The sequence below is a fragment of the Acidobacteriota bacterium genome, assembly GCA_026393675.1.
Lineage (GTDB): Bacteria > Acidobacteriota > Vicinamibacteria > Vicinamibacterales > JAKQTR01 > JBAXOX01.
Map to the genome: position 1 here is coordinate 17,029 of JAPKZQ010000015.1, position 24,590 is coordinate 41,618.

Annotated in this window: 21 protein-coding genes; 16 read left to right on the forward strand and 5 right to left on the reverse strand. The window is 63.9% G+C overall.

All coding sequences use genetic code 11. The features are described 5' to 3' along the window. Nucleotides 1-4: 4 nt before the first annotated feature. The 3 genes from radC (at nucleotide 5) to NT151_04825 (ending at nucleotide 3,485) form a co-directional block, all read left to right on the forward strand. Nucleotides 5-667, forward strand: a complete 663-nt coding sequence (gene radC, locus NT151_04815; GenBank protein ID MCX6538243.1) for a DNA repair protein RadC — start codon at nucleotides 5-7, stop codon at nucleotides 665-667. A gap of 6 nt (nucleotides 668-673) precedes the next feature. Next, nucleotides 674-1,921 carry a tRNA 4-thiouridine(8) synthase ThiI gene (gene thiI / locus NT151_04820; protein ID MCX6538244.1) on the forward strand — a complete coding sequence of 416 codons (1,248 nt, stop codon included), beginning with the start codon at nucleotides 674-676 and terminating at the stop codon, nucleotides 1,919-1,921. Between the two features lie 130 nt (nucleotides 1,922-2,051). Continuing rightward, a complete protein-coding gene (locus tag NT151_04825) occupies nucleotides 2,052-3,485 on the forward strand; it encodes a class II fructose-bisphosphate aldolase (protein MCX6538245.1) in 1,434 nt (477 codons plus the stop codon). On the opposite strand, the gene NT151_04830 is transcribed toward NT151_04825, so the two are convergent. Continuing rightward, the gene (locus NT151_04830; protein MCX6538246.1) at nucleotides 3,482-3,979 is read right to left on the reverse strand and encodes a hypothetical protein; all 498 of its coding nucleotides are present in this window, start codon (nucleotides 3,977-3,979) and stop codon (nucleotides 3,482-3,484) included. The genes NT151_04825 and NT151_04830 overlap by 4 nt on opposite strands. Before the next feature lie 352 nt (nucleotides 3,980-4,331). Between NT151_04830 and def the strand changes: the two genes are divergently transcribed. From def to NT151_04885, 11 genes are all read left to right on the forward strand, one after another. Beyond that, on the forward strand, nucleotides 4,332-4,904 hold the full coding sequence (def, locus tag NT151_04835; protein ID MCX6538247.1) for a peptide deformylase: 573 nt from the start codon (nucleotides 4,332-4,334) through the stop codon (nucleotides 4,902-4,904). Between the two features lie 27 nt (nucleotides 4,905-4,931). Continuing rightward, the gene (locus NT151_04840; protein ID MCX6538248.1) at nucleotides 4,932-6,467 is read left to right on the forward strand and encodes an FAD-dependent thymidylate synthase; all 1,536 of its coding nucleotides are present in this window, start codon (nucleotides 4,932-4,934) and stop codon (nucleotides 6,465-6,467) included. Then, the gene (locus NT151_04845) at nucleotides 6,464-7,657 is read left to right on the forward strand and encodes an MFS transporter (protein MCX6538249.1); all 1,194 of its coding nucleotides are present in this window, start codon (nucleotides 6,464-6,466) and stop codon (nucleotides 7,655-7,657) included. Before NT151_04840 ends, NT151_04845 begins: the two co-directional genes overlap by 4 nt. A gap of 16 nt (nucleotides 7,658-7,673) precedes the next feature. After that, nucleotides 7,674-8,084, forward strand: coding sequence for a thioesterase family protein (locus NT151_04850; protein ID MCX6538250.1), 411 nt, complete (start codon nucleotides 7,674-7,676; stop codon nucleotides 8,082-8,084). Next, nucleotides 8,081-8,293: a UXX-star (seleno)protein family 1 gene (locus NT151_04855; protein ID MCX6538251.1), complete on the forward strand. Its 213-nt coding sequence runs from the start codon at nucleotides 8,081-8,083 to the stop codon at nucleotides 8,291-8,293. The genes NT151_04850 and NT151_04855 overlap by 4 nt, the downstream gene beginning before the upstream one ends. A 62-nt stretch (nucleotides 8,294-8,355) precedes the next feature. Further along, nucleotides 8,356-9,030 (forward strand): ABC transporter ATP-binding protein, encoded by a 675-nt coding sequence (locus NT151_04860; protein MCX6538252.1) that lies wholly within the window; start codon nucleotides 8,356-8,358, stop codon nucleotides 9,028-9,030. Next, nucleotides 9,027-11,576 (forward strand): ABC transporter permease, encoded by a 2,550-nt coding sequence (locus NT151_04865; GenBank protein MCX6538253.1) that lies wholly within the window; start codon nucleotides 9,027-9,029, stop codon nucleotides 11,574-11,576. Before NT151_04860 ends, NT151_04865 begins: the two co-directional genes overlap by 4 nt. Further along, a complete protein-coding gene (locus tag NT151_04870) occupies nucleotides 11,569-12,336 on the forward strand; it encodes an outer membrane lipoprotein-sorting protein (protein ID MCX6538254.1) in 768 nt (255 codons plus the stop codon). The genes NT151_04865 and NT151_04870 overlap by 8 nt, the downstream gene beginning before the upstream one ends. 12 nt (nucleotides 12,337-12,348) lie before the next feature. Continuing rightward, nucleotides 12,349-13,629, forward strand: a complete 1,281-nt coding sequence (locus NT151_04875) for a hypothetical protein (protein MCX6538255.1) — start codon at nucleotides 12,349-12,351, stop codon at nucleotides 13,627-13,629. 100 nt (nucleotides 13,630-13,729) lie between these two features. Further along, entirely contained in the window at nucleotides 13,730-14,938 is a 1,209-nt protein-coding gene (locus NT151_04880) for a thiolase family protein (GenBank protein MCX6538256.1), read from the forward strand. A 22-nt stretch (nucleotides 14,939-14,960) separates the two neighbouring features. Further along, nucleotides 14,961-15,581, forward strand: a complete 621-nt coding sequence (locus NT151_04885) for a TetR/AcrR family transcriptional regulator (protein ID MCX6538257.1) — start codon at nucleotides 14,961-14,963, stop codon at nucleotides 15,579-15,581. A gap of 4 nt (nucleotides 15,582-15,585) precedes the next feature. Here NT151_04885 and NT151_04890 read toward each other — a convergent pair whose 3' ends face one another. After that, a complete protein-coding gene (locus NT151_04890) occupies nucleotides 15,586-16,785 on the reverse strand; it encodes a hypothetical protein (GenBank protein ID MCX6538258.1) in 1,200 nt (399 codons plus the stop codon). A gap of 1 nt (nucleotide 16,786) precedes the next feature. Here NT151_04890 and NT151_04895 point away from each other — a divergent pair, with 1 nt between their 5' ends. Both NT151_04895 and NT151_04900 read left to right on the forward strand, forming a co-directional pair. Further along, nucleotides 16,787-17,395 carry a hypothetical protein gene (locus tag NT151_04895; protein ID MCX6538259.1) on the forward strand — a complete coding sequence of 203 codons (609 nt, stop codon included), beginning with the start codon at nucleotides 16,787-16,789 and terminating at the stop codon, nucleotides 17,393-17,395. Between the two features lie 75 nt (nucleotides 17,396-17,470). Further along, on the forward strand, nucleotides 17,471-18,844 hold the full coding sequence (locus tag NT151_04900; protein ID MCX6538260.1) for a dipeptidase: 1,374 nt from the start codon (nucleotides 17,471-17,473) through the stop codon (nucleotides 18,842-18,844). A 62-nt stretch (nucleotides 18,845-18,906) separates the two neighbouring features. Here the strand turns inward: NT151_04900 and NT151_04905 are convergent, their stop codons facing one another. From NT151_04905 to NT151_04915, 3 genes are all read right to left on the reverse strand, one after another. Next, nucleotides 18,907-21,903, reverse strand: coding sequence for a prolyl oligopeptidase family serine peptidase (locus tag NT151_04905; GenBank protein MCX6538261.1), 2,997 nt, complete (start codon nucleotides 21,901-21,903; stop codon nucleotides 18,907-18,909). A 186-nt stretch (nucleotides 21,904-22,089) separates the two neighbouring features. Next, on the reverse strand, nucleotides 22,090-22,725 hold the full coding sequence (locus NT151_04910) for a DUF1684 domain-containing protein (protein ID MCX6538262.1): 636 nt from the start codon (nucleotides 22,723-22,725) through the stop codon (nucleotides 22,090-22,092). Then, the gene (locus NT151_04915) at nucleotides 22,712-24,499 is read right to left on the reverse strand and encodes an acyl-CoA dehydrogenase family protein (protein ID MCX6538263.1); all 1,788 of its coding nucleotides are present in this window, start codon (nucleotides 24,497-24,499) and stop codon (nucleotides 22,712-22,714) included. The genes NT151_04910 and NT151_04915 overlap by 14 nt, the downstream gene beginning before the upstream one ends. Nucleotides 24,500-24,590: the final 91 nt, after the last annotated feature.

Sequence of the window (24,590 nt, forward strand, 5' to 3'; positions counted from 1 at the left end):
GGCTATGAACAAGACGATTCACCAGATGCCCGAGTCCGACCGGCCGCGAGAGAAGCTGCTCCGGAAAGGCGCGGCTGCCTTGAGCGATCGGGAACTGCTCGCCGTTCTGCTTGGGAAAGGCACGCCAGGGATGGATGTCATGACCCTCGCCGGGAAGCTGGCGCGGCTCCTTGACGAGAAGGGCCTGGAAGTGAAGGCCGAAGACCTGACGCAGTTCGAAGGCGTGGGCGACGCGAAGGCCACCCTGATTCTCGCGGCGATCGAGTTCGCCCGCCGTCGCATCAAGCCGGCGGGTGCGAAGATCATCACCCCGGCGGATCTGCTGCCCCACATCCGGCACTACACCGATCGGAAGCAGGAGCACTTCTTATGCGCCAGCATCAATGGAGCGAACGAAATTCTGAACATCCGCGTCGTGTCGATTGGCCTGATTGACCGGAGTCCGGTCCACCCGCGCGAGGTCTTCGCGGATGCACTTGCCGAACGTGCTTCGGCGGTCATCGTTGCTCACAATCACCCCAGCGGTGGCGTTGAACCGTCGCAAAGCGACATCAACATCACCGCTCAGCTCAAGGCGGCGGGTGAAATCGTAGGCATCGAGCTGCTGGACCACATCATCTTCGACAGAAGTGAGCACTACAGTTTTCTGGAAGCTGGAAGGCTGTAAGGCCAGATGAACTCGATCATCGTCCACTACCAGGAGATTGCGCTGAAGGGCCGCAACAGGCCCTATTTCATCGCGAAGCTCGTTCGTAACCTGCGCAGGCAGACCTCCGACATCGGCGTGCAGGACGTGCGGGCGCTCATGGGCCGGATTGAGATCGTGCTCGGACCGTCGGCCGACTTCGACCGCGTCAAGGAGCGACTGCTCCACGTCTTCGGCATCGCGAACTTCTCAAAGGCCGGGCGGGTCGCGCTCGATTTCGACGGGCTCTGCAAGGCCATCCTGGCCGACCTGGCGGATCATGCGCCGGTGACGTTCCGGGTCAATGCGAAGCGCGCCGACAAGCGCTTTCCGATGACCTCCCCGCAAATCGAACGCGAGATCGGTGGGCGCATCGTCGAAGCGCTCGGCTGGAAGGTCAAGCTCGATCACCCGGAACTGGCGGTCAACGTCGAACTGCTCTCGAACCAGGCGTTCTACTCATTTGGCAAGCAGAAAGCCGCCGGCGGCATGCCGACCGGTGTGAGCGGGCGCGTCGCGTGCCTGCTGTCGGGCGGGATCGATTCCCCTGTCGCGGCCTACCGGCTGATGAAGCGCGGGTGTTCGGTCGTGCCCATCCACTTCCACAGCTATCCGTTCGTCTCGCGCGCGTCGCAGGAGAAGGTGCGCGAGATTGTCGAGATCCTGACGCGGTACCAGATGAAGACCACGCTGAAGCTCGTGCCCTTTGGCGAGCTGCAGCGGCAGATTGTGTTGACCGTGCCGCCGCCGCTTCGCGTCGTGATCTACCGGCGCATGATGCTGCGCATAGCCGAGCGCCTCGCGCGGGACACTCGCGCCCGGGCGCTTGTCACCGGCGAGGTGATTGGACAGGTTGCGTCGCAGACGCTCGAGAATCTCACCGTCATTGCCTCGGTGACCAACCTGCAGATCCTGAGGCCGCTTATTGGCATGGACAAGGAGGAGATCATCGTCGAGGCCCAGCGCATCGGGACCTACGAGGTTTCAATCGTGCCCGACCAGGACTGCTGCCAGCTGTTCACGCCGCGCAGCCCGGAGACTCACGCACGCGGCTGGCAGGTCGATGCGGCGGAGGCGAAGTTGCCGATCGAGGACATGGTGGCATCGGCCATCGCGGCCACCGTGACGGAGAGTTTCGAGTTCCCGGCCTGTCCTGAGCGAGCGCCGGAATCAAGCGGCGAGTCGAAGGGCCCGCAGCCGGACGCCGAGGGCGATCCTGGCCCTGAGTTAGCTTGAGTCGAAGAGCGCGTCGAGGGGCCAGCCGAGTCGAAGGGCCAGCCCTGAGCGAGCTCAGGTTGAACGAGCGAGTCGAAGGGTAGAATAAGACAGTGTCCTGGTCTCTAGTCACTGACTGGCAGGTGAACCCATGGTGTTCGAATCCGTCGCGCAGATGATTGACGCGTTGAAGCCGGCCGTTGTCCTGGCCGGAGACAGGGTCCAGGTGGCCGGCGAGGTTCCGGCAGCGGCCATTGATCGGCTGGCCTGGACGGCCGCGTTCGGGGCGTCCGCGGACGTTAGAGGGACCGCGCGGTGGATCATCCGCGGCATCGGTGTTCACCAGGGCGTGGTGCCCGCGTCGATCCACGACTTGTATGTGGCGATCGGACGAGGGGATGCGAAGGGATTCACCGTGCCCGCCATGAACCTCCGCGCAATGACGTACGACACGGCGCGAGCGGTGTTCCGGGCGGCAATCGCCCTCAAGGTCGGCGCGTTCATTCTCGAGATTGCGCGTTCCGAGATCGGGTACACCGAGCAGCGTCCGCACGAGTACTCAGCCATCCTGCTCGCCGCGGCACTGCGTGAGGGCTTCAACGGACCGCTCTTCATCCAGGGCGATCACGTCCAGGTGAACGCGAAGAAGTTCGCGGGCCCGGAGTGCGAGAAGGAGCTGGCGACGCTGCGTGACTTGATCCAGGAGGAGATTGCGGCTGGGTTCTACAACATCGACATCGACACCTCGACGCTGGTCGATCTCGACCAGCCCACGCTCGACGAGCAGCAGCGCGTGAACTGCGAGCAGGCGGCCGCCTTTACGCGGCACGTCAGGGGTCTCGAGCCGAAGGGCGTGATCATTTCCATCGGTGGGGAGATTGGCGAGGTGGGCGGCAAGAACTCGGATGCGCACGAACTGCGGGCGTTCATGGCGGGGTACGACAGGGCGCGCGGCAGCCTGGTCGGCATCAGCAAGATCAGCATCCAGACCGGCACGGCCCACGGCGGGTTCGTCGCGCCGGATGGCAGCGTGCGGATGGATGTGAAGATCGATCTCGACACGCTCCGCGAACTCTCCGAGCTGGCCCGCAAGGAGTTCGGGATGGCCGGTGCCGTGCAGCACGGCGCATCAACGCTGCCGCCCGACGCCTTCCACGCGTTCCCGAACGCTGGCGCGTGCGAGGTCCATCTGGCCACCGACTTCCAGAACATGGTCTACGAGCACCCGTCGCTGCCGGCGTCGCTCAAGGCCGAGATGTACGGCTGGCTTCGCGAGCACGCTCAGGAAGAACGCAAGCCGAAAGACACCGAAGAGCAGTTCATCTACAAGGCGCGCAAGAAGGCGATTGGGCCGTTCAAGAAGCAGTTATGGGGCCTGCCCGAGGACATCCGCGCCGCCATCGGCGCGTCGCTCGAGCAGCGGTTCACATTCCTGATGAAGCAGTTGCGCGTGGACGGTACCGCGGATGTCGTGAAGAAGTTCGTCAAGCCGACACCGGTGGCGTTTAATCGCGCCGCCGAAATCCAGGCCGCTGGCGGCACAATCACCGCGTCCGAGCGCAAGGCGGAAGGACTGGCGGATTAGCGCTTCGTGAGCAGCTCCGAACCCGTGATCGAGATTCCGCAGACAGTCGCGTTGTAGGTCACGCGGACGCCGCCGTTTTCGAGCGCCGCGGTCCCGGTCACAACAAACTGGCACGTGAGGCTGCCGGCCACGTCGCCGGCCGCACTCCAGACGGCGCTGGTGCCATTGAGCGACGCCGTTGCATTACCAGCCAGCGAGAGACCTCCGCCGCAGTCCGCCGCGAAGGTGCCGGTCGCACTGACCAGCGTCAGTGATGTAACGGACCACTTGAAGTTCCCGCACGTGCCCGGGTTCAGGATGACGCCGCCGAGAGGGTCGACGGAAAACGAGGTCCAGGTTCCGGCCGACAGCGATCCAATCGTCAGGGCTCCGCTCGCCAGTGTGCTGTTGATCGCGCTCGGAGAGGTTGGCGTCGACGTAGACGAGTCCGCGCATCCCGAAGCCAGCACGCCAATAGCCAGTACGAACAAAACGGCTCCAGCCCATTTTTTCATTGGAAGACTCCCAAGACTCCGATTCTATCCGCGTCTTCTTCCCAAATCGTGCCCGGCCCCAGCCTGGGAACGTTCCGGACAACACACCCTTTTGCGTCGTATCGGCCGAAGCGGGAGCCACCTTTATGTGCGGAATCGTCACGCCCAGCACCAAAACCGGTAGCCATCCCGCCGCCGTTGGTTTCCGGGAATCCATGCCGTAATGCGATGAAAAGACGGCACTTGGCCCGCTTGCTCTCCCATCGAGACCAGCGCCAGGTCGTCGGGCTATCAGCAAATCAACTGCAAGAAACGTACTGAAGATTCCCGGCGTCTGGCGTCAGGTCGCACGCGCCCCGTATAATCAGGATTCATGTCTATTCTGAAGGTCGCGCGGATGGGTCACCCGGTCCTTCGCATCAAAGCGAAGACCGTCCCCGCGTCGGAGATCGTCGGCGCCGCGATCCAGGCCCTGATCGACAACATGATCGGGACGATGCTCGAGTACAACGGCGCCGGGCTCGCTGCGCCGCAGGTGCACGAAGGGATCCGGATCTTCGTGGCCCAGCCGGTGACCGAAGACGAGGAAGGCGAACAGGGCGCAGAGAAGGCGGGGGAGCGCAAGGCGGCCGAGCCCGGGGTGATGGTCATCATCAACCCCGAAATCATCCCCGTCGGCCGACACACCGTCGAGGACTGGGAAGGATGCCTCAGCATTCCTGATCTACGGGGTCTGGTGCCGCGGCACCGCGACATCAAGGTACGCGGGTTCGACCGCGAGGGCCAGCGCATCGAGATCGAAGCCAGTGGCCACATGGCCCGCGTCATGCAGCACGAAACCGATCACCTCGACGGCGTGCTGTTCCTGGACCGGATGAAGACGCTCCAGAGCCTCAGCTTCATCGACGAGTACACGAGGTATCGCGCGGGGCACGATCAAGAGTAGAAGCCAGAAGTAAGAAGCAAGAGCATCGTGATCGAAACCGCTCCGCCCCTCGTGACCCTGCGCAATGCGCCGACGGCGCCCTTTGACGGGGCGATTGCGGCGGCGCGGACGTGCTACTCGCCGCGGGTCATCGAGGTCGGCGAGATCACCGACAGGCAGCGCGAGACGATCGGTTCGCTTACCTTCGACGCCGGCCACCACACCGTTTACCAGCACGCACACTTCGAGTTCGGCCTCGAGAACATCTCGCGCCAGTTCGTGTGGAGCTTCCTGCACGCGTACCCCTTCTACAACTCCGAGCAGTCGAGCCAGCGCTACGTCAGGCTGAACGAACCCCGGGTTTTCGTGCCGCCGCTCGAAGGCCACGCGCGTGCCGTGTACGAACAGGCCATCATCCGGGCCTGGGACGACTACGCGAAGCTGTCGGCCCTGCTGAAGCCGGACGCCTTCGCCATCCTGAAGCAACTGCGGTACGTGACGCCGCGCGCGTCGGCCCAGCGCCTGGGTGGCATCGAGCGCGAAGCCGAGAAGAAGGCCATCGAAGTGGCGCGCTACGTGATCCCGATTGCCGCCTTCACCTCGATGGTCCACACCGTGTCGGGCATCACGCTGCATCGCCTGCGCCGGATGATGAATGTCGGTGACACGCCCTTCGAAGCCAGGCAGGTCATTGGCGCGATGGTCGACCTGGTGAGCCGGCACGACCCGCTGTTTTTCGAGCGTGTCGGGCCCGAGCCGCTTGGCCGCGATGCCGCGCCCGAGACGGCATTCCCCCGGCCCGTCGCCGGCGCGGACCGGTTCGCCAGGGAGTTCGACGCGAAGCTGGGCGGTCGGGTGTCCAGGCTGATCGACGCCTCCGATGGCGCCGAAACCCTTGTGGCCGATGCGGTGCGGACAACCTTCGGCCTCGCCGCCGACGAGCTGTCCGAAGACGAGGCGATTGACCGCGTGTTGAATCCAGCGCGCAACCGCTACCGGCTGGACATGCTGAACGTGTCGTACCACTCGCCCCTGATGCGTGCGCTCAATCACGCCAGCTACACGTTCGCCAAGCGCATCAGCCACACGGCCGACTCGCAGGACCAGCGCCACCGCATGGTGCCGGCGTCGCGCCCATTGCTCACCTTTGCTGCGACCCGCGAGCCGGACTTCATCACGCCCCGGCTCATCGTGAACAACGGACCCGCCAATGCGATCTTCCAGGAGTCGATGCGCGCCGCCTGGTCGGCCAGTAACCGCCTGATCGATCTCGGCGTGCCCGTTGAGTTCGCGGCCTATGTGCTGCCCAACGCGCTTGCCGTGCGGATGATCGAAACGGGCCCGCTCATCGCGCTCGTACACAAGTGGACCCAGCGGACCTGTTTCAACGCCCAGGAGGAGATCTACGACGCGTCGATGGACGAGGTCGAGCAGGTGCGCGCGAAACACCCGAGGCTCGGGCGTTACATCGGCCCGCCGTGCGTCGTCCGCAATGGCCTGGTGGCTCCCCGCTGCACCGAGGGCACGCATTTCTGCGGCGTTCCGGTGTGGCTCAATTTTCCGAACGTCGAGCGACGACTGTGAAAGCCTCTCCACTGATCATCGTCTTTGTGACGGTCTTCATTGACCTGCTGGGGTTCGGGATCATCATCCCGCTCCTGCCGTTCTACGCGGAGACGTTCGGGGCCAACGCGTTCACGATCGCGATGCTGGCCACCTCGTTTTCGCTGATGCAGTTCATCTTCGCGCCGCTCTGGGGGCGATGGTCGGATCGGATCGGCCGGCGGCCCATCATCCTGATGGGGCTCTTCGGCTCGTTCCTCTCGTACCTGATCTTCGGCCTCGCCAGTTCCCTGGTGCTGCTGTTTGCCGCGCGTATCTTCGCCGGGATTGCCGGGGCCAACATCCCGACCGCCCAGGCGGTGGTCGCCGATGTGACGACGGCCGAGAACCGCGCGAAAGGGATGGGCATGATTGGCGCGGCGTTCGGGTTGGGCTTTATTTTTGGGCCGGCGATCGGCGGGTTCCTGAGCCGGTGGGGGTATGCGATGCCGGCGTTTTTCGCGTCGGCGCTGTCGCTCGCCAACTTCACCGCCGCCTGGTTCCTGCTTCCCGAAACACTGAAGGCCGAGTACCGGGCAAAGGCGCGCATGGGACGGCTGGAAGCGCTGCGCCACGCGATCAGCCGCCCGCATCTGCCGCTGCTGCTGCTGGTGAGTTTTCTGGTGGTGGGCGCGTTCTCGGGCTTCGAGACCACCTTCGCCCTCTTCGCCGAGCGGACCTTCGCGTTCCACGCGTCGACCATCGGGTATCTCTTCGCGTTTGTCGGCATCATTCTCGTCATCGTGCAGGGACTGCTCGTGGGGCGCACGGTCAAGTTCGTGGGCGAGCACCACATCGTGCCAATCTCGCTCGGTGTCGTGTCGATGGGCCTGCTGATGATCCCGGCGTCATCGACCGTCGCGGTGCTGATGGTGTCGCTGGCCGTGTTGTCCGTGGGGATGGGCTTCAACAACCCGTCGCTCATGTCGCTGATCTCGCGGTGCTCGGCCGCTGAGGACCAGGGCGGCATTCTCGGCCTGACGCAGGCGCTCGGCAGTCTCGCCCGGATTGTCGGGCCGCTGTGGGCAGGCTTCGCGCTCGACAACCTCGGCATCGCGGTGCCGTACGTCAGCTCCGCCGGCGTGATTGCCGTCGCCTGCCTGATCAGTATCGTCTCGCTCTGGCGCGCACGCACCGATCGGTCGTCGGGCGGCGCCCCCCGGGCTGCCTAGTCGTCGGGAGTCATTGATGGCATTCAAGTACAGCTGCCCGGTGGAAGTCCGGTTCCGTGATTGCGACCCGATGGGGCACGCCAACAACGCGGTGTACCTTACGTATCTCGAGGTCGCGCGCTTCGCCTATTGGCGCGACGTGTGCGGGGGCCGCGGCTGGGGCGACATCAAGTTCATCATGGCGCGCGTCGAGGTCGACTACAAGGCGCCGGCAGAGCAGGGCAATGTGCTGGACGTACGCCTCGGGATCACCAGCTTCGGCCGGACCAGTTTCGTTTTCAAGTACGAGCTGCTGGACCAGCACAACCGCCTGATCGCGACCGCGCGGACCGTGCAGGTGATGTACGATTACGCGACGAGCAAGCCGGTCCCCGTCCTGCAGGGGTTCAAGGACCGGGTTTCCGCCTTCGAGGGGGTGACGTCATGAATACTGTGCTCATCTTCGGCAAAGATACCTGACCGTACACGGAGGCCGCCCGTGACGACTATGCAAGGCGGCGTGTCGCGTTCGAGTACGTCAACGTCAAGAAGAACCCCGGCGATCTCCAGCGGATGCTGGCCTACAGCAAGGGGCGCCGTGATGTTCCGGTGATCGTTGACGGCGAGAAGATCACCATCGGCTTCGGAGGCACCTGAGGAATTTAATTGGGATGGGGCCGCCGTGCGCGGCCTGAGAATGCGGGTGACGGGCCAGCTCGATGATTACCGCCAGCGGCGTCACGAAGTCCTATTGCGGTAAGCGCAACGTCGTCGCGCTCGACTCGGTCGATCTTCGCGTCGAGCGCGGCGAGATGGTCTCGATTGTCGGGCCGTCCGGCTCGGGAAAATCCACACTGCTCGACCTCATCGGTGCGCTCGATCGGCCGACGTCGGGCTGGATTGAAATCGACGGCCAGCGCCTCGACGGCCTCGACGATGACGGTCTGACCCGGGTGAGACGCGACAAGATCGGGTTCATCTTCCAGTTCTTCAACCTGCTGCCATCGCTGAACTGCCTCGAGAACATCGCGCTTCCGCTGCACCTTCGAGGTTGGTCGCGGGCCAGATGCGTCGAGCGCGCACGGGAGCTTATCGATCTGGTGCAGCTTCGCGAGCGGGCCGAGCACCTGCCGGACGAACTTTCGGGCGGCGAACGCCAACGGGTGGCCATTGCGCGGGCACTGGCCAACAAACCGCCGGTGCTGCTCGCCGACGAGCCCACAGGCAATCTCGACTCGAAGACGGGCAGCGCCATCTTGGATCTGCTCAGGGACCTCCACGAACAACTGAACGCCACGATTCTCGTCGTCACCCACGACCAGCAGGTGGCCGCGCACTGTTCGCGGACGGTCTCCCTCTGTGACGGCCGCATCGTGTTCGACAAGCGGCGATGATTCTGCTGAAGCTCATCACCTGGCCGTACGTGCGGCGCCACAAAGCACGCACGGGGCTCACTCTGTTCGGCATCGTGCTCGGCGTGGCGGTGTTTATTGGCATGCGCACCGCCAACGACTCCGTCCTGCTGGCCTTCCAGAAGACCATCGATCGGATTGCCGGCAAGGCCCAGTTGCAGGTGTCGACCGGGGAGGGCGGGTTTCCGGAAGACGTGCTCGACATCGTGCAGGCACTGCCTGAGGTGCGCGTCGCGGTGCCGGTCGTCGAGGCGGCCGTCGACACCGGGAGGAAGGACGAAGGCAACCTGCTCATCCTGGCCACCGACATGATCGGCGATCGGAGTCTGCGCGACTACGATCTCGACTCGGGTGATGACGCGATCATCGACGACCCGCTCGTGTTCCTGGCACAACCCGATTCACTGATGGTGACGCGCGAGTATGCCGACCGCACGGGGCTGCGCATCGGTAGCCGCGTGCCCATGCGTACCATGGACGGCGACAAACAGTTCACCGTGCGCGGCATCATGAAGTCGGGAGGTTTGTCGAAGGCCTTCGGCGGCAATGTCGCCGTCATGGACATCTATGCGGCACAGAAAGTGTTCGGCCGGGGACGCCGGTTCGACCGCATCGACCTCGCGTTGAAAGAGGGCGTGGGCATCGCGCAGGGGCGGATGGCCATCGAGAAGGCCCTCGGCGCCGGCTTCCAGGTGGAGCCGCCGGCCTCGCGCGGGCAGCAGGTCGAATCAGTACTGCGCGTCTATAGCTTCACGGTGAACCTCAACAGCGCGTTTGCCTTGTTCATCGGGATGTTCATCATCTACAACTCGTTCGCGATTGCCGTCACCCAGCGACGGAGCGAGATTGGTATCCTGCGCGCGCTCGGCGCGTCGCGTGCGCAGATCCGGAATCTGTTCCTGATGGAAAGTGCCCTTGCGGGCCTGGTCGGCTCGACCGGCGGCCTCGGTCTCGGCATGCTGATGGCGCGAGGGCTCGCCGTCTACGTCTCGAACCTGCTCAGCGGCGTGTATGGCGTCGCGGAGCGGGCGTCTGAACTCTCGACCGATCCGACGATCCTGCTCGCTGGTCTCGTCATGGGGATGGCGACAAGCACCATCGCCGGGTTCCTGCCTGCACGCGATGCGGCCCGTGTGGATCCGATCCAGGCTCTGCAGAAGGGCAAATACCAGGTGTTGTCGGCTGGCGAGAACCGCACGCGCCGCACCGTGGCCATGGTATGTGCCGCGGCGGCCGCGACGTCACTCTTCTTCAGCAGCGTTCCGGCCTTCTTCTACGCCGGCTTTCTCCTGACGTTGCTGACCATGCTGCTGCTGAGCCCGAGCTGGACCCTGTGGCTGACGCGCGCGATGCGGCCCGCACTCAAGTGGCTTCGCCCAATCGAAGGGGCGCTTGCCGCCGACAGCCTCATCGAGGCGCCGCGGCGCACCTCATCCACGGTGGCGGCGCTGATGCTGTCACTGGCATTTGTCATCAGTCTGGGTGGCGTCATTCAGGCCAGCTACAACTCGATCATGGATTGGACCACCACGACGCTCAACCCCGACCTGTTCGTGACCCCATCCCCAACCCTGACCGACCGGAGCTTTCAGTTTCCCCCTGGCGTGGGCGACACGCTTCGCACGATAGACGGAGTCGACGAAATCCAGAGCGTGCGAACCCAGCGAATCCTCTACGACCACGCACAGGTGCTCTTGATCGCAGTGGAAGCGCACTCGCTCGGTCGGCGTGTGCGACGGCCCGTCGTCGAAGGACCGGCCAATATGTATGAACTGGCGGGTGCCGGCAAAGGGGTCATCCTGTCTGAGATTCTCGCGAGGCTGCACCATTTTCACGCAGGCGACACGATGGAGCTGGCATCGCCGACAGGGCTCCATCGGATGCCCGTCATCGGCATCGTCGTGGACTGGTCGGATGAGGGAGGCGCCATCCTCATGGATCGCGCCACGTACATCAGTTGGTGGCGCGACGATACGGTCAGCATCTTCCGGGTATACACCAAGCCAGGCGTGGCGCCGATGGATGTCAGGCAGCGAATCATCGATCGGTTCGCCGGGACGCGGAGATTCTTCGTGCTGACCAACGCGGAGGTTCGCGCGTTCATTATGAAGGTGACCGATCAGTGGAACGCCCTCGCTTACGCGCTGATTGCCATTGCCGTGCTCATCGCGATTCTGGGCATCGTCAACACCCTGACGGCGTCGATCATCGATCGCCGGCGCGAACTTGGCGTTCTCCGGGCAGTCGGTGGACTGCGGAACCAGGTCCGCTACACGATCTGGATCGAGGCGCAGGCCATTGCCCTGGTTGGCCTCGTGCTGGGGGGCGCATGCGGGTCAGTGATGCTCAAGTACGTGTTGGTGATGACGGAGCGCGACATCGCCGGCACGGCGCTGCCGTACACATTCCCGGTGGGCATCGCGGCTATGCTCGTTCCGATCATGCTGGTGTCGGCATTTGTCGCCGCCCTGTGGCCGGCAGAGTCCGCCGTGCGCGGATCGCTGGCGGAAGCACTCGAGTATGAATAGATCACTGACCGCGCTCGCCCTGGTCGCCGCGCTGGCATCGCCCGCCATCGTGCAGGCGCAGGATGCCCGCGAGATCATGCTGGAACAGCAGCGGCGGACCGACGCAAAGTCGCAGCGATGGGAAGGCCTGCTGCAGGTCTTCGACGCCAGCGGCAAGGTCTCCGACAAGCGCTGGGTGTTCGAGCGGCTGGGAGCGCACGGCGGGAGCAAGTCGCTACTGACGTTTGTCGCGCCGCCCGACGTGAAGGGCGTCATGCTTCTGGTGCTCAGCTATCCGGATCGCGCATCCGATCAGTGGATGTGGATCCCGGCCAACGAGCGCGAGCGCCGCGTGGCGCTCCAGGACCGCGCCACGCGGTTCTTCGGCACCGACTTCACATTCGAGGATCTCGAAGAACGCGACGTCGAGCAGTACAGCTACTCGATGGTTGGCGACGAAGCGATCGACGGCGTGGCCTGCTGGAAGATCGAGTCGCGGCCGAAGCAGGCAAAGGCCTCGCAGTATACGCGCTCATATATCTGGGTGCGAAAGGACAACTACGCGTTCCAGCAGTTCGAGAACTACATCAAGAAGGAACTCGTGCGCCGGCTGAAGTACTCGCGCATCGAACAGGTACAGGGCATCTGGAGCGCCCGAATGGCCGAAATGACTGACTTCAGGCGCAACAGCCGGACGGTGCTGACCTTCGAGAAACTGCTGTACAACACCCCGATGAACGAAGAGGGCTTCACGGTGCAGGCGTTGCGTCGAGGAAAGTAGGGGTACACCCGAATGACCCGCCCCTCACGCACCGTTCAACTTTTGACGCTGCTCCTGGCGGCGAGCGCCTGGATCGACGTGCCGGCGCGTGCCCAGGACGTCTCCCAGAAGGGCTTTCTCGACGTCAAGGCCATCGCGTACCCGCAGACGACAGTCATCGACGACACGCGGATCGTGGGGGAGGCGCTCCTTCGTCACGAAGTGACCCCGAGACCCGCCAGGTGGTTCAAGCTCGTCGGAGCGCTCGACGCCCGCGTCGGCACACACGGTCAGACCGCGTGGGATGGCCTGGACTGGTCCGATCGCCAGTCGGAACGCCCGTCGCTCGGCGTCCGCCGCCTGGATGCCACGATCAGCCACGGCTCCATGACCTTCAGTATCGGCAAGCAGTTCGTCCGCTGGGGAAAGACCGACACCATCAACCCCACGGACCGGTTTGCCCCGCGCGACTTTCTGACGGTGTTCGACAACGAGTACCTCGCCGTGACATCCGCCAGGCTCACGGCCGGGTCAGACGCCAGCATGATCGACATCGTGCTCGCCCGGTTCACGCCAAGCCGCATCCCACTGCTCGACCAGCGTTGGTCGGGGTCGGCGTCCACCGTGCCGGTGCTGGCGATTGAAGACCAGGGCGCTGCGTATCCCGACCGCCCCCAGATCGGCGCCAGATGGAGCCACCTTGGCAAGGGCTACGAGTTGTCAGTCTCGGGATTCAGCGGAAACAACCATCTCCCGTTGATGGCCGTCCAGCTCGTCCCGGCAGTCCAGCCCGGCGTGCCGCTTCAGCCCGGCATCGTGCCCCACGTGGCGATCACCAGGGTCTATCCGCAGATCTGGATGGTAGGGGGCGATGCGGCCGTGCCATTGACCTGGTTTGTCGCCAAGGGAGAGGTGGCCTATTTCGGTTCGACCGACGGGCGGACAGACGAATACGTGCTGTATGTCCTGCAGGCCGAACGGCAGATTGGTGAGTGGCTCGTCGTCGCGGGATACGCGGGAGAAGCCGTCACGGCAACGCGCACGCCGACGGGGTTCGCGTTTGATCGCGGGCTCACCCGCGCGGTGCTCGGACGTGCCAGCTACGCCATCGATACCAACCGGAGCCTCGCCATCGACGCGGCTATCCGCCAGGACGGCGCTGGCCATTGGCTGCGATGGGAATTCTCGCAGGCGAGGGGACAACACGTGCGTGTCACGGCACAGGCCACCTGGATCCACGGCTCCCAAACCAACTTCTTCGGCCGCTACAATCGCAATTCCAATGCGACGATGAGCGTTCGGTACAGCTACTGACAAGAAAAGTGACCCGGCCCCTTTTGGCGGGCGTCGGCCCGCGGGGGTATGATCTGCCTAGCACGTCATTATTCCTTCTTCCCGGCCAAAGGGGACGTCGATGAACAAACAGGTCTACATAGCGGCATATCACCAGTCCAAGTTCGGCAAGTTGATGGGCATGACGGTGCCTGAGATCGTCAAGAACGCTGTGACCGAGGTCTGTCAGCAGGTCAAGACCGATCCGTCCCAGATAGACGTCGGGTCGATTGGAGCCGCGTGCAACTTCACGCTCAATCAACAGGGTCTGCTGGCCGGTCTGATGGCCACGGTGCCAGGTCTCGAGGGCAAGCCGATTGAATCGGTCGAAAACGCGTGTGCCTCGGGTGGCCAGGCCGTGCTGTCGGTCGTCTACAAGTTGCTGCTCGGGATAGGCGAGGTCGGGATTGCGCTCGGTTACGAGAAGATGCGCGATAACGAGGGCAAGGCGGATGGCAAGTTGATTGGCGCGGCCCTGGGCGTGTTCTCGCATCCGGACGAGCGGCCCGGTAAGGTCTTCGTGTTTCCCCACATCTTCGCCGAGGTGATGGCCGACTACATGAAGACGCACGGCGTGACCGAGGCCGACCTGGCGCAGATTGCGGTGGTTGAATACGCCAACGGCAACAAGAACCCGTACGCTCAGATGCAGAAGGCGACAATGACTATCGAGCAGGCCATGAAGATTGAGGGCATCAATCGCTACATCGTCGATGGTCTGCCCCTCAAGACGTTTGACTGCTCTCAGATGACCGACGGCTACGCGGCGCTCATTATCGCAACCGAGGAGGGGCTGAAGCGGCTCGGCGTGGCCAAAGCCGACTGCGTGCAGATTGCGGGCTACGCGCAGGCCACCGACTCGTTGCTGCGCGCGGGCCGCGACGTCCTGCGCCCCAAGGGCGCACTCGGCGCGATGAACAAGGCGTACCAGATGGCCGGCGTCTCACCGGGCGACGTCAATGTCGCCGAGATCCACGATTGCTTCACCGTGATGGGCGCCATCGGGACCGAAGTCGTCGGTAAGGCCGGATATGGCAAGGGCGCGAAGTACTGGGTTGACGGAAAGGCCAACGTCGACGGCGAGTGCGGGATCAACACCTCCGGCGGCCTGATTGCGAAGGGACATCCGGTCGGCGCCACCGGCATTGCGATGCTCGGCTGGGCCGCCTGGCAGCTGCTTGGCAAAGTGCCGCCCGCCCTGCAGGTGAAGAACGCGAAGGCCGCCGCCACCTTCAACATTGGCGGACCCATCTGCGCGTCGGTGTGCACGGTATTGAAGCCGGCGTCGTAATCGGGCAGGTTCGGGGGCCGGGATGAACCAGGAAGAACGCACGCAGCGAAGCCGCACGGCCATCCTCGACGCGGCGCTCGGGCTGTTTTCGACGCAGGGCTACCGAGCGACGTCCATGCGGGACGTCGCGCAGAGAGCCTTGGTGTCGATTGGCAACGTCTACCATCACTTCGACGCCAAGGAAACGATCTTCCGGGAGCTCCTCGATGCGTTCTGGCGCGTGGTCGAGACGCCGGAGTTTCCCGTGACACACGCCCTGACCGTGGGGACGTTTCCGGAGAATCTGGAAGCCCTCGGCCACGCTGCCCAGGAGAGCATCGCCAAGTACCGGCCTTACATCAGGCTGATCTACGTGGACGTCGTCGAATTTGAAGGAAGCCACATCCGGAAGTTCTATTCCGAGATGGCCAGCGTCTTTGAGCGATTCGTCGAGGTCCACAAGGACGAGATCAGGATCGAAGGCAAGCTGCGCCGCGACATCCCGCCTGCCGAGGCGATCATGTTCGTGTTCCGGACATACCTTCAGCACTTCGCCGTCGAACTCGTCTTTGGCGTGCCTGATCTCTACGGCAAGAGCACTGGCCAGATTATTCGCGAGATTTCGGACATCATGCGCAACGGGCTGCTTCAAGCGAAGGCTTGAGGCACTAAGACAGCAGCACCATCACGCCGGGAATCACGGCCAGGTTGCCGGCCAACCACCACGGCCAGAACGCCCGGCCTTTGGGCAGCGTGAGATTAAACGCGAGCGTCATTGGCAGAACCACCCGCGGCGTGGCTCCGGGCTCTCCGCCCCACACGTGATCAGAGACGAGCAGCATGAGCACCGCGAAGACCGCCCCGGTGCACCACAGCGGGCTTCTGATGTTCGGCCGGAACAAGAGGCCGGCGGCCTGCACGGTGAGCGAGATCAGGACCAGCGCGCCTGGACTTCGCCAGATCGCGTTTGGGCCAAACGTGAAGAACGAGCCGTGGATCAGGCCATCCCACTGGGCGGCAAAGGCCGCAAGCGGCACGCCGAGCGACGGACCGTGGGCGAGCACCGTCGACCTGTAGATCGAACGCAGATAGTCGATCCACAACAGTTCTGGCAGCACCAGCAGCAGGCTGCACGCCAATAGCACCCATAGCCGCGGTCGTCTTCCCATGGCCAGTACGAGCGGGAAGAGCGCTGCGGCCGCCAGCAGGTTCGTTTCGCGCCCCAGCACGGACACCCCAACGATGGCCGCAGCCGTCTTGATGTGGCCTTTCTCGGCCGCGGTGACGGCCAGCGCGACCAGCAGCAGGCTCGGCCCGTCGAGCACCGCCAGCCTGACCGAAGCCAGCAGGCCCTGCGTAAAAAGGCACGCCGCCCACACCAGCAACCCACGCATATCATCGGCCGGCAGCCGACGTGCGAGCCACCAGGCCAGCAGGAGCCAGACCAGCACGTTCTGCACCGAGTAGGCCTGGAGAATCCACGCCGGGCGACCGAGCCCAAGGCAGTAGGCCGTCATCGAGAACAGGATGCGCCGGGCTCTGAACGGCGCCATGTCCATCAGCGTGTCGGTGTCGGGCTCGCGCAGGAGAGGGTCCATGGCCAACTGGGCATAGAATTGGCCGTCGTAGCCTGCCGTGCCAGGATAGTGGAAATGAGCCGTCCGCTGCAGCGTCTGGCTTTCGAACTCATGGTCGCGCTCGGAGAAGTTGATAAGCGAGGTGAACCCGGTGACCGGGTCGTAGTATCTCGCGACCAGGGCGAGCAGCATCATGACGAGCGCCAGTCGCGCGAGGGCTATGACGCGACCGCGGTGACGCGCGTATATGATCAGGATCGTGCTGTTGCTGATGCGCCGCGCAATGTTCACGATGATTCCATCCAACACCATTCGCGCTATCGGCGTTTCGCGACCGCAGTTCAACCGGGGTCTCGCGATCGCCGGTCTCGTGGCGCTCGTCGCGTTTCCAGGCGGTTGCAGCAGGGCTCCGCAGCCCATCCACATCGACCTGCTCTCGCTGCTGGCGCGCGCCGACAAGAGGCCGCCCAGCAGGCCAGGCGAAGCGTTCGTCGTGCGCGACGTCCAGTTTGACGGTCGCACGATTCCCGCCGTCATCGTTCCCCAGCCGAGCCGCATCGTGTGGACCGTCAGGATACCTCGCCGGGCGACGCTGACGACGCACGCGGGGCTGGCACCAGACCGCACCGGTAAGTATGCCGGAGATGCCGTATTCCGAATTGGCGTTTCTGGGGGAAAACTCTACGAGAAGGTGTATGAGCGCCGGCTGACCCCGAACAAGGTTGAGGCCGACCGCTCCTTCGTGCCGATCGCGGTCGACCTGTCGGCCTGGGCCGGGTGGCAGTGGAGCCTGTTCTATCGGCCGAGCGAGAGGGCGTGGAACGTCGTCTTCAGCGTCGATGGCACGAAATCATCTGATACCCCGCTGTGGCTGGCGCCCGCGATCAAGGGCGTTAAGTGAAGGGATTCCGGATGGTCGCTTGCGGGGTATGATGAGAAGCGCCGCACGCATGGCTGCTCCCGGGGACCCGATTTCATGAACGACATTGTCGACTTCATCCAGGTGAATCGTGATCGGTACGTCGAGGAACTGAAGCACTATCTGGCCATTCCCAGCATCAGCGCGATGCCGGAGCACGCCGGGGACGTGCGGCGGGCCGCCGAGTGGACCGCGGCTGAGATGACCCGCATCGGCATGGAGCATGTCCGCGTCGTCGAAACCGCAGGTCATCCCATCGTCTGTGGCGACTGGCTGCATGCGGAAGGCGCACCGACCGTGCTGCTTTATGGACACTACGACGTGCAGCCGGCGGACCCGATTGAGCTGTGGAAGTCGCCGCCGTTTGTCGCAACCATCCGGGACGGCGAGATCTACGCGCGTGGTGCCTGCGACGACAAGGGCCAGGTGTTCATCCACCTCAAGGCGATCGAAGCGCACATCCGCAAGTCGGGTCGGCTGCCCGTCAACTTCAAGGTCTTGCTGGAAGGCGAGGAGGAAGTCGGCAGCGTCAATCTCGTGCCCTACGTGCGAGACAACCGCGCTGCGCTGGCCTGCGACATGGTCCTCATCTCGGACACCGAGATGTTCGACCGCGGCGTACCATCGATCTGTTACGGCCTGCGTGGCCTCGCCTATATGCAGATCGACCTGCGCGGCACGAGCCAGGACCTGCATTCGGGCTCGTACGGCGGGGCCGTCGCCAATCCGGCCAACGTGCTCGCCCATGTCATCGCCCAACTCAAGGACAAGAGCGGCAACATCAAGATTCCCGGGTTCTATGATGACGTGCGGGCGCTGCGCGAGGAAGAGCGCGCGGAGTTCAAGCGCCTGCCGTTCAATGAAGTCGGATTCAAGAAGCACATCGGCGCCCCCCGCCTCACCGGCGAACGCGGCTACAGCGTGCTCGAACGCGTCTGGGCGAGACCGTCTCTCGATGTGAACGGGCTGCTGGCGGGCTGGACCGGCGAGGGCAGCAAGACCGTCATTGCCGCCACCGCGATGGCGAAGGTGAGCATGCGGCTCGTGCCGAACCAGGAACCCGAAAAAATTGCGGCGCTCTTCGAGGCCTACGTGAAGAAGATTACGCCGAAGACCGTCGACGTGAAGGTGACCAACCTGCACGGCGCGAAGCCGTGGATGACGGACTTCGACAACATCTACGTGCAGGCCGCCGGGCGCGCCATCGAGAAGGGGTTCGGAAAACGGCCGGTCTACACGCGCGAAGGCGGTTCAATCCCGGTCGTCGCGAACTTCCAGGAAGAGCTGAACGTGCCGGTCGTCCTCTTCGGCTTCGGCCTGCCGGATGACAATCTGCACGCGCCCAACGAGAAGTTCAGCCTCGACAACTTCTTCAACGGGATCGTGGCGTCGGCGTTTCTCTACACCGAGGTGGCGGCGACAAGACGGTAGTCGGCAGACAGTTTCTTCCGTGCCTTCGGCGACCCCGGGTCTGAAGACCCGGCGATCCAGAATCACTTCTTACCGTAGAACGGCGTCATGTCCCTCTTGCCGCGCTCCAGGTACGGCACGCCCTTCTCCATCCACTGCGGCAGCGGCGCCCCCAGCAGGTAGTGGTCGAAGAACTCGGCCATGTGCACGGTCCAGTACTTCATGTTCTCGCGCTCCCGCAGGCCGTGTTTCTCCCCGTTAAAGTTGAACATGTAGGCTTCCTTGCCGAGTCTCCGCAAGGCGGTGAAGAACTCAATCCCCTGGTACCACGGCACCGCGTCATCGTCATCATTGGCCATGGTCAGGTACGGCGTGTTCACCTTCTCAACCCAGAAGATCGGGGAATTCTCGATGAACTGCAGCGACCGCAGCCACGGCGGCGCGCCGATGCGGCTCTGCGTGCGTTCGTACTGGAACGCACGCGACATGCCCGTGCCCCAGCGGATGCCGCCGTAGGCACTCACCATGTCCACCACGGATGCCCCCGCCTCGACGGCCCTGAACATGTCGGTGCGCGTGATCAGGTAGCTGATCTGGTAGCCGCCCCAGCTGTGACCCTGGATGCCGATGCGCGCCGGATCGATGTAACCCTGCTCGACGATGTGCTGGACCGCCGGGATGACGCACTTGAGGGCGCCTTCGCCCGGATACCCGATCTCGTACTCGATGTCCGGCTGCAGCACGATGTAGCCGTTGCTGACATAGCGCGCCACGTTGATGCTGCTCGAACCAGGCGCCGGCGCCACGTACCGGTTCAGGCCCGCGGTCAACTGCTCGTAGATGTAAACCATCAACGGGTACTTCTTCGCCGGGTCGAAGTTCTCCGGCCTGGTCAGGATCGCGTGCAGCACCTTCCCATCAGCGTTGCGGTAGTCGACCAGTTCGGATCGGCCCCAGATGAACTGGGATTGCTGTGGGTTGGCATCGGAGATCTTCGTTGGGTTGCCGAAGGTCCCGCTGCTGACCCACAAGTTGGGGAATTCCTCGAAACGCTGCTCGGTGTGGAGATACACCTCGGCATCTTTCGCCTTGACGAGGCCCCCGACCGATTTATTCAGCATCACCAGTTTGGACGGGTCCGCGATTGGCGGCGGTGCCGGCAATGGCGGAGCGGCCTTCGTGTTCTTCGCCTCCACCTTCTTCGGAGCCCTTGGGTCGGTTGCCGGAGCCGCCGGCACCGGGGGAACACTCACCCTGTAGAAGCCGCTCGCCCTGGTCACATCGTCAGTGGTGGCGAGCAGCAGCGGTTTGTCCAGCTTGATGGGTTGATCTGAACCAGTTGGCCCGCGTCGGCGTCCCGCCGCCCCGCCCGCATCGTCGCCGTCAACGCGCTGATAGCGGAAGACGAGCTTCTGCTTGCGGCCCACTCCATTGGTGATCATCCGCGGCGCCGTGCCGTCGAAGCGGATCTCCCAGATGTCGTAGCGGTCGTACAACAGCACCGACCTGTCACCATCGGTCCATCCGGCAATACCGTACGTGCCAGGCAGATCGGGTGTGTCCCAGTATTCGTTCTCGAACTTGACGCCGAGGTTCGCGGTCAGGTTGATCCGTCTGCGGTCGGCGGCCTGGTAGACGATCCACTCGTGTTGGTTGGCGTCGTAGTAGATGACGTACTTGCCGCCGGGAGACAGCCGCGCGTCAAACGGCGACTTGTCGAGGATTTTCTGGCGGCTCCCATCCTGGAGGCTGACAAGGTAGTAGTCGTTGTAGCCCATGTCCCAGGACACCTGCTGGCGGTATGGCACATCGGACACGCCAATCGCCATCGCATTGTCTTCCGTCAGCCTGATCGTCGGCATGTCCGGGCTGGCGAGCACGACGATGCGCCTGTCCTTTGGGTAGACGACGGCCTGGTAGTTGCGCTTCTTCTCTTCTTCGGCGCGGACTTTCTGCATCGGCTGCAGTTCGGCGTCCTTCCAGTGCCAGATGTCGACCTTGACCGGTTCTGGTGCATCCTCGGGCGGGTCGGGCACCGGCGGCTTCGCGTAGCCGAAGAAGAGCCGCGTACCATCCTTCGAGAAGTCGAGCGTGCCGTTCTCACTGGCCGCCATCCCGTCGGGCATGCCCTTGGTTCCCTCGGCAACCAACTCAACGGCGGCCTCAGTCGCCGTTGGCCACAAGTAGAGCTTGTAGGTCGTGACGTCGTTCTTGTAGGTGTCGCGGTCTGCCAGGAAGGCGAGTTGCGCGGCCTTGTCGTCGAAGGACAGTCCCTTGTAGTGGCCGAGGCCGGAGACGAGCGTCCTGGTGACTCCATCGGTCGATCGCCGCGCGTACGCTCCGTCTTTGTCGGGTGTCTTGGCAGCCGACGACACGCCGTACGCGAGCCAGGCGCCGTCCTTACTCCACGCGTACTCGACGACCTCGGGAATGGTCGCTTGGGTCCCCGTGGCGAGTTCTCGGACGACGAGTTCGGTGCCAGGGTCCTTCTTCTTTTCCTTCTTCTTCGCGTCTTCAGCCTTGGCCTCGGGCTTGGCCTCCGCCTTTGGTTCAGGCTTCGCACCCGCCTTGGATTCGCCCTCCTTCTTTTCCGGCGTCTCGAGCAGGTACGCAACGTACTTGCCGGAGTCCTCTGGCAGCTTGAAACTCTTCACACGGGCCGCCGAAAAGCCCTCTCCGGTGGCGAGGTTCAACACGCCGAAACCAGCCTTGGGTTGTTCCTCAGGTTTCTTCTTCTCCTTCTTGGCCTTGTCGACTTCAGCCTTCACGGGCGCGACGGCAAACACCACGAACTTGTCGTCAGATGTGAACACGGCGTCACGTCCCCGCGCCTGCCGCTTCTCAGCATTCGTCTTCAGGTTGCGGATGACGAGTTCGCCGTCGCCATCCTGCGGCGCGAGCGTGTAGATGAGCCAGGTGCCATCGCGCGACAGCTTCGTGCCCTGAATGGACTTCCAGCCGTCATAGACGTCGTGAGTGATGGCGCGTTTCGCGGGCTGCTGCGCCGAAAGGCCGTCGAATGCCAACCAGAAGCACGCCACCAGGATCAGACACAGAGCGAGTCTTGCACGCTGCCGCATGGGAACTCCTTCCAAAAATCGGGCGCGCGCATGGTAGCACACCCGCCTTCGCCCTTGGGACGCCGAAGCTGCCATAGGCAGCGAAGGCGCCTACGGCTTCGGCGCGGCTCCGGCCGCCTTCGCCGCTGGCTACGGCGGGCCAAGGGCGCGAGTTGCAGGGGCGCGATTGATCGCGTCCGCGTTATCTCAACGGGCGGGAATCGTGGACTGCGCCATCTTCTCCCCGGCGTGGACAGGGATTGGCAGCCGGTTCTGCTTCGGGGGGTAGGGGCAGTCGTAGTCGTGGTTGTAGTAGCAGTACGGATTGAACGCCCGATTGAAATCGACGACGTAGACGCCGGTCTTGCTGCGATCGATCTCCAGGTACCGCCCCGCGGAGTAGGTCTCCGTGCCGCTGGTCAGATCGCTGAACGGAATGAACAGCCGATCGGGTGGCGTGTCGGCCTCGACAAATGCGGCCAGCGAAAGTGGCCGTCCCTTGAGCGTGAACTCGAGCGTGCCGACCTGCTCCATATCGCGGATCTTCCCTGTGGATGTCGGCATCTTCGCCGGCGTGCGTACCGGCGCGGGCGTAAACGATGCCGGCACGGCGTACGCGGGATCGGGAGCGAAGTACTTGAGCGGGAGATAGGTGGCGCGCGCGCTCGCGGGAACCGGCGAGTTCTCCGCCGAGAGAAAAGCGGCGTCCTTGCTTGCCCGTTCGGCCTGCAATGTCCCGATGTACTCCGCGTCGGCATCAACCGGTTTGCCACCGCACGCGACCGCAATCGCCAGCAACCCAAGCAGGCAGAACGGGAGTCCGAACTTCCTATCTGAAGACATATCCCCCCTTGGCGACCGTCGCGTCCGCGATCCGGCGCCTCAAGGCAATCGTATTCACTGGCACAGGCTTCAACAAGCGCCGCAACGCGGCCAGGTGCATCCGCAGCATGTCGCCGTCGGCAAGCGCAGCGAGCGCCTGTTTCGCGTTGAACTCCACGCGCGCGGCGGCATCGTTGACGAAGACCTGCGCGGCATCCTGCTGCAGCGCAGCCCTCGGCAGTGATCGTGCGGCGGCGTCGATCGCCCGGAGCACGGCGCTTTCGGCCTGGTACGTGTCGATGAGGATGTCGGCGATCGACATCATCACTTCCTGCTCTTCGCCAAGCTTCTCGGCGTGCTTGAGCATCCCGACGCCCATCACCGCGAGCGCGACCTTCTTGAGACTCGCGACGGTCTGCTGCTCATCGCCGAGTACCCCGCCGGCCGTCCTGGCGCCCATCTGCGGCGGGCCCATCAACTCATCCTGCAGTTTCTTCGCCGCCTGGATGATCGGCAGGTCGCCCTTGAGCGCGCGGCGCATCAGCATCCCGGGGATGAGCAACCGGTTGATCTCGTTGGTGCCTTCGAAGATGCGGTTCACCCGGGCATCGCGGAAGTGGCGCTCGGCAGGGTAGTCGCGCACGTACCCGTTGCCGCCGTGGATCTGGATGTTCTCATCGAGAACGAAATCGACGACCTCGCTACCGGCGACCTTGGCGATTGAGGCCTCGACGGCATACTCCTCGCCGGCCGCCAGCACGGCAGCCATATCTTCGCGCGACGTCTGGTGTTCGTTGATCGCGACATCGAGCAGGCCCGCCGTCCGGTAGAGCATGCTCTCGAGCGCGTAGGTCCGCGCGCTCATCTCACCAATTTTGTGTTTGATGGCGCCAAAGGTGGCGATGGGATGTCCGAACTGCTGCCGAGCTGCCGCATAGCGGGCCGACTCGCCAACCACCGCGACGCTGCCCCCGGCGCACATGAAGCCGAGCTTGAGGCGGCCGAAGTTGAGCACGTTGAAGGCGACGCGGTGGCCCTTGCCCACCTCGCCCAGCACGTTCTCGGCCGGCACGCGCACGTCCTGCAGCAGCACGGACGTAGTCGACGACCCGAGCAGCCCCATCTTGTGCTCTTCTTTTCCGCTCGACACCCCCGGATACGCCCGCTCGACGATGAACGCCGTAAAGTGTTGGCCTTCGACCTTGGCGAACACGATGTAGAGATCCGCGAATCCGCCGTTAGAGATCCACATCTTCTCGCCAGTGATGACGAAGCTGCCGTCGGCCTGGCGCATCGCGCGCGTTTTCACGGCGAGCGCGTCGGACCCCGCGCCGGACTCGGACAGGCCGTACGCGCCGATGATCTCCGCCGTCACCAGGCGCGGCACGTACTTCTGCTTCTGCGCCTCGGTGCCGAAGAGCAGAATCGCGAGCAGTGACAGGTTGACCTGCGCGCCGTAGCTGGTGGCAAATGATGCGCTCATGGCCAGACGCTCACTCAGGATGAGCGACGAGATCTTGTCGAGGTGGACCCCGCCGTACGCCTCGGGCGTGTCGGCGCCGAGCAGGCCAAGCTCGCCGCACTGGCGGAGCAGTTGCCGCGCGAAGGCCCAGTCCTTCTGCTCGAGTCGATCGATGTTCGGCAACACCTCGGTCGACATAAACTCGTCGGCCGTCTGCCCGATGAGCTTGTGCTCCTCAGTAAACCGGTCGGGCGTGAAAATGGCGGACGGCTCCGTCGTCGCCAGCAGCCACCCGCCACCCCTCGTTGCTAACGACGCTGTCTGCACGCTCATAGGGACTCCTTCTTGCTCGGGATTGGGGGTTAGGGGTTGGGGATTGGCTCACTCCGGATGCCAATCTCTGATTCCTGACCCACGGCTTCAA

What these genes read in the sequence shown, in the direction of transcription:
- NT151_04830 (MCX6538246.1), bottom strand. Translation starts at nt 3,979, where the DNA reads ATGAAAAAATGGGCTGGAGCCGTTTTGTTCGTACTGGCTATTGGCGTG.
- thiI (MCX6538244.1), top strand. Translation starts at nt 674, where the DNA reads ATGAACTCGATCATCGTCCACTACCAGGAGATTGCGCTGAAGGGCCGC.
- NT151_04895 (MCX6538259.1), top strand. Translation starts at nt 16,787, where the DNA reads ATGATTCCATCCAACACCATTCGCGCTATCGGCGTTTCGCGACCGCAG.
- NT151_04850 (MCX6538250.1), top strand. Translation starts at nt 7,674, where the DNA reads ATGGCATTCAAGTACAGCTGCCCGGTGGAAGTCCGGTTCCGTGATTGC.
- def (MCX6538247.1), top strand. Translation starts at nt 4,332, where the DNA reads ATGTCTATTCTGAAGGTCGCGCGGATGGGTCACCCGGTCCTTCGCATC.
- NT151_04910 (MCX6538262.1), bottom strand. Translation starts at nt 22,725, where the DNA reads ATGTCTTCAGATAGGAAGTTCGGACTCCCGTTCTGCCTGCTTGGGTTG.
- NT151_04900 (MCX6538260.1), top strand. Translation starts at nt 17,471, where the DNA reads ATGAACGACATTGTCGACTTCATCCAGGTGAATCGTGATCGGTACGTC.
- NT151_04915 (MCX6538263.1), bottom strand. Translation starts at nt 24,499, where the DNA reads ATGAGCGTGCAGACAGCGTCGTTAGCAACGAGGGGTGGCGGGTGGCTG.
- radC (MCX6538243.1), top strand. Translation starts at nt 5, where the DNA reads ATGAACAAGACGATTCACCAGATGCCCGAGTCCGACCGGCCGCGAGAG.
- NT151_04825 (MCX6538245.1), top strand. Translation starts at nt 2,052, where the DNA reads ATGGTGTTCGAATCCGTCGCGCAGATGATTGACGCGTTGAAGCCGGCC.
- NT151_04875 (MCX6538255.1), top strand. Translation starts at nt 12,349, where the DNA reads ATGACCCGCCCCTCACGCACCGTTCAACTTTTGACGCTGCTCCTGGCG.
- NT151_04885 (MCX6538257.1), top strand. Translation starts at nt 14,961, where the DNA reads ATGAACCAGGAAGAACGCACGCAGCGAAGCCGCACGGCCATCCTCGAC.
- NT151_04905 (MCX6538261.1), bottom strand. Translation starts at nt 21,903, where the DNA reads ATGCGGCAGCGTGCAAGACTCGCTCTGTGTCTGATCCTGGTGGCGTGC.
- NT151_04865 (MCX6538253.1), top strand. Translation starts at nt 9,027, where the DNA reads ATGATTCTGCTGAAGCTCATCACCTGGCCGTACGTGCGGCGCCACAAA.
- NT151_04880 (MCX6538256.1), top strand. Translation starts at nt 13,730, where the DNA reads ATGAACAAACAGGTCTACATAGCGGCATATCACCAGTCCAAGTTCGGC.
- NT151_04870 (MCX6538254.1), top strand. Translation starts at nt 11,569, where the DNA reads ATGAATAGATCACTGACCGCGCTCGCCCTGGTCGCCGCGCTGGCATCG.
- NT151_04860 (MCX6538252.1), top strand. Translation starts at nt 8,356, where the DNA reads ATGATTACCGCCAGCGGCGTCACGAAGTCCTATTGCGGTAAGCGCAAC.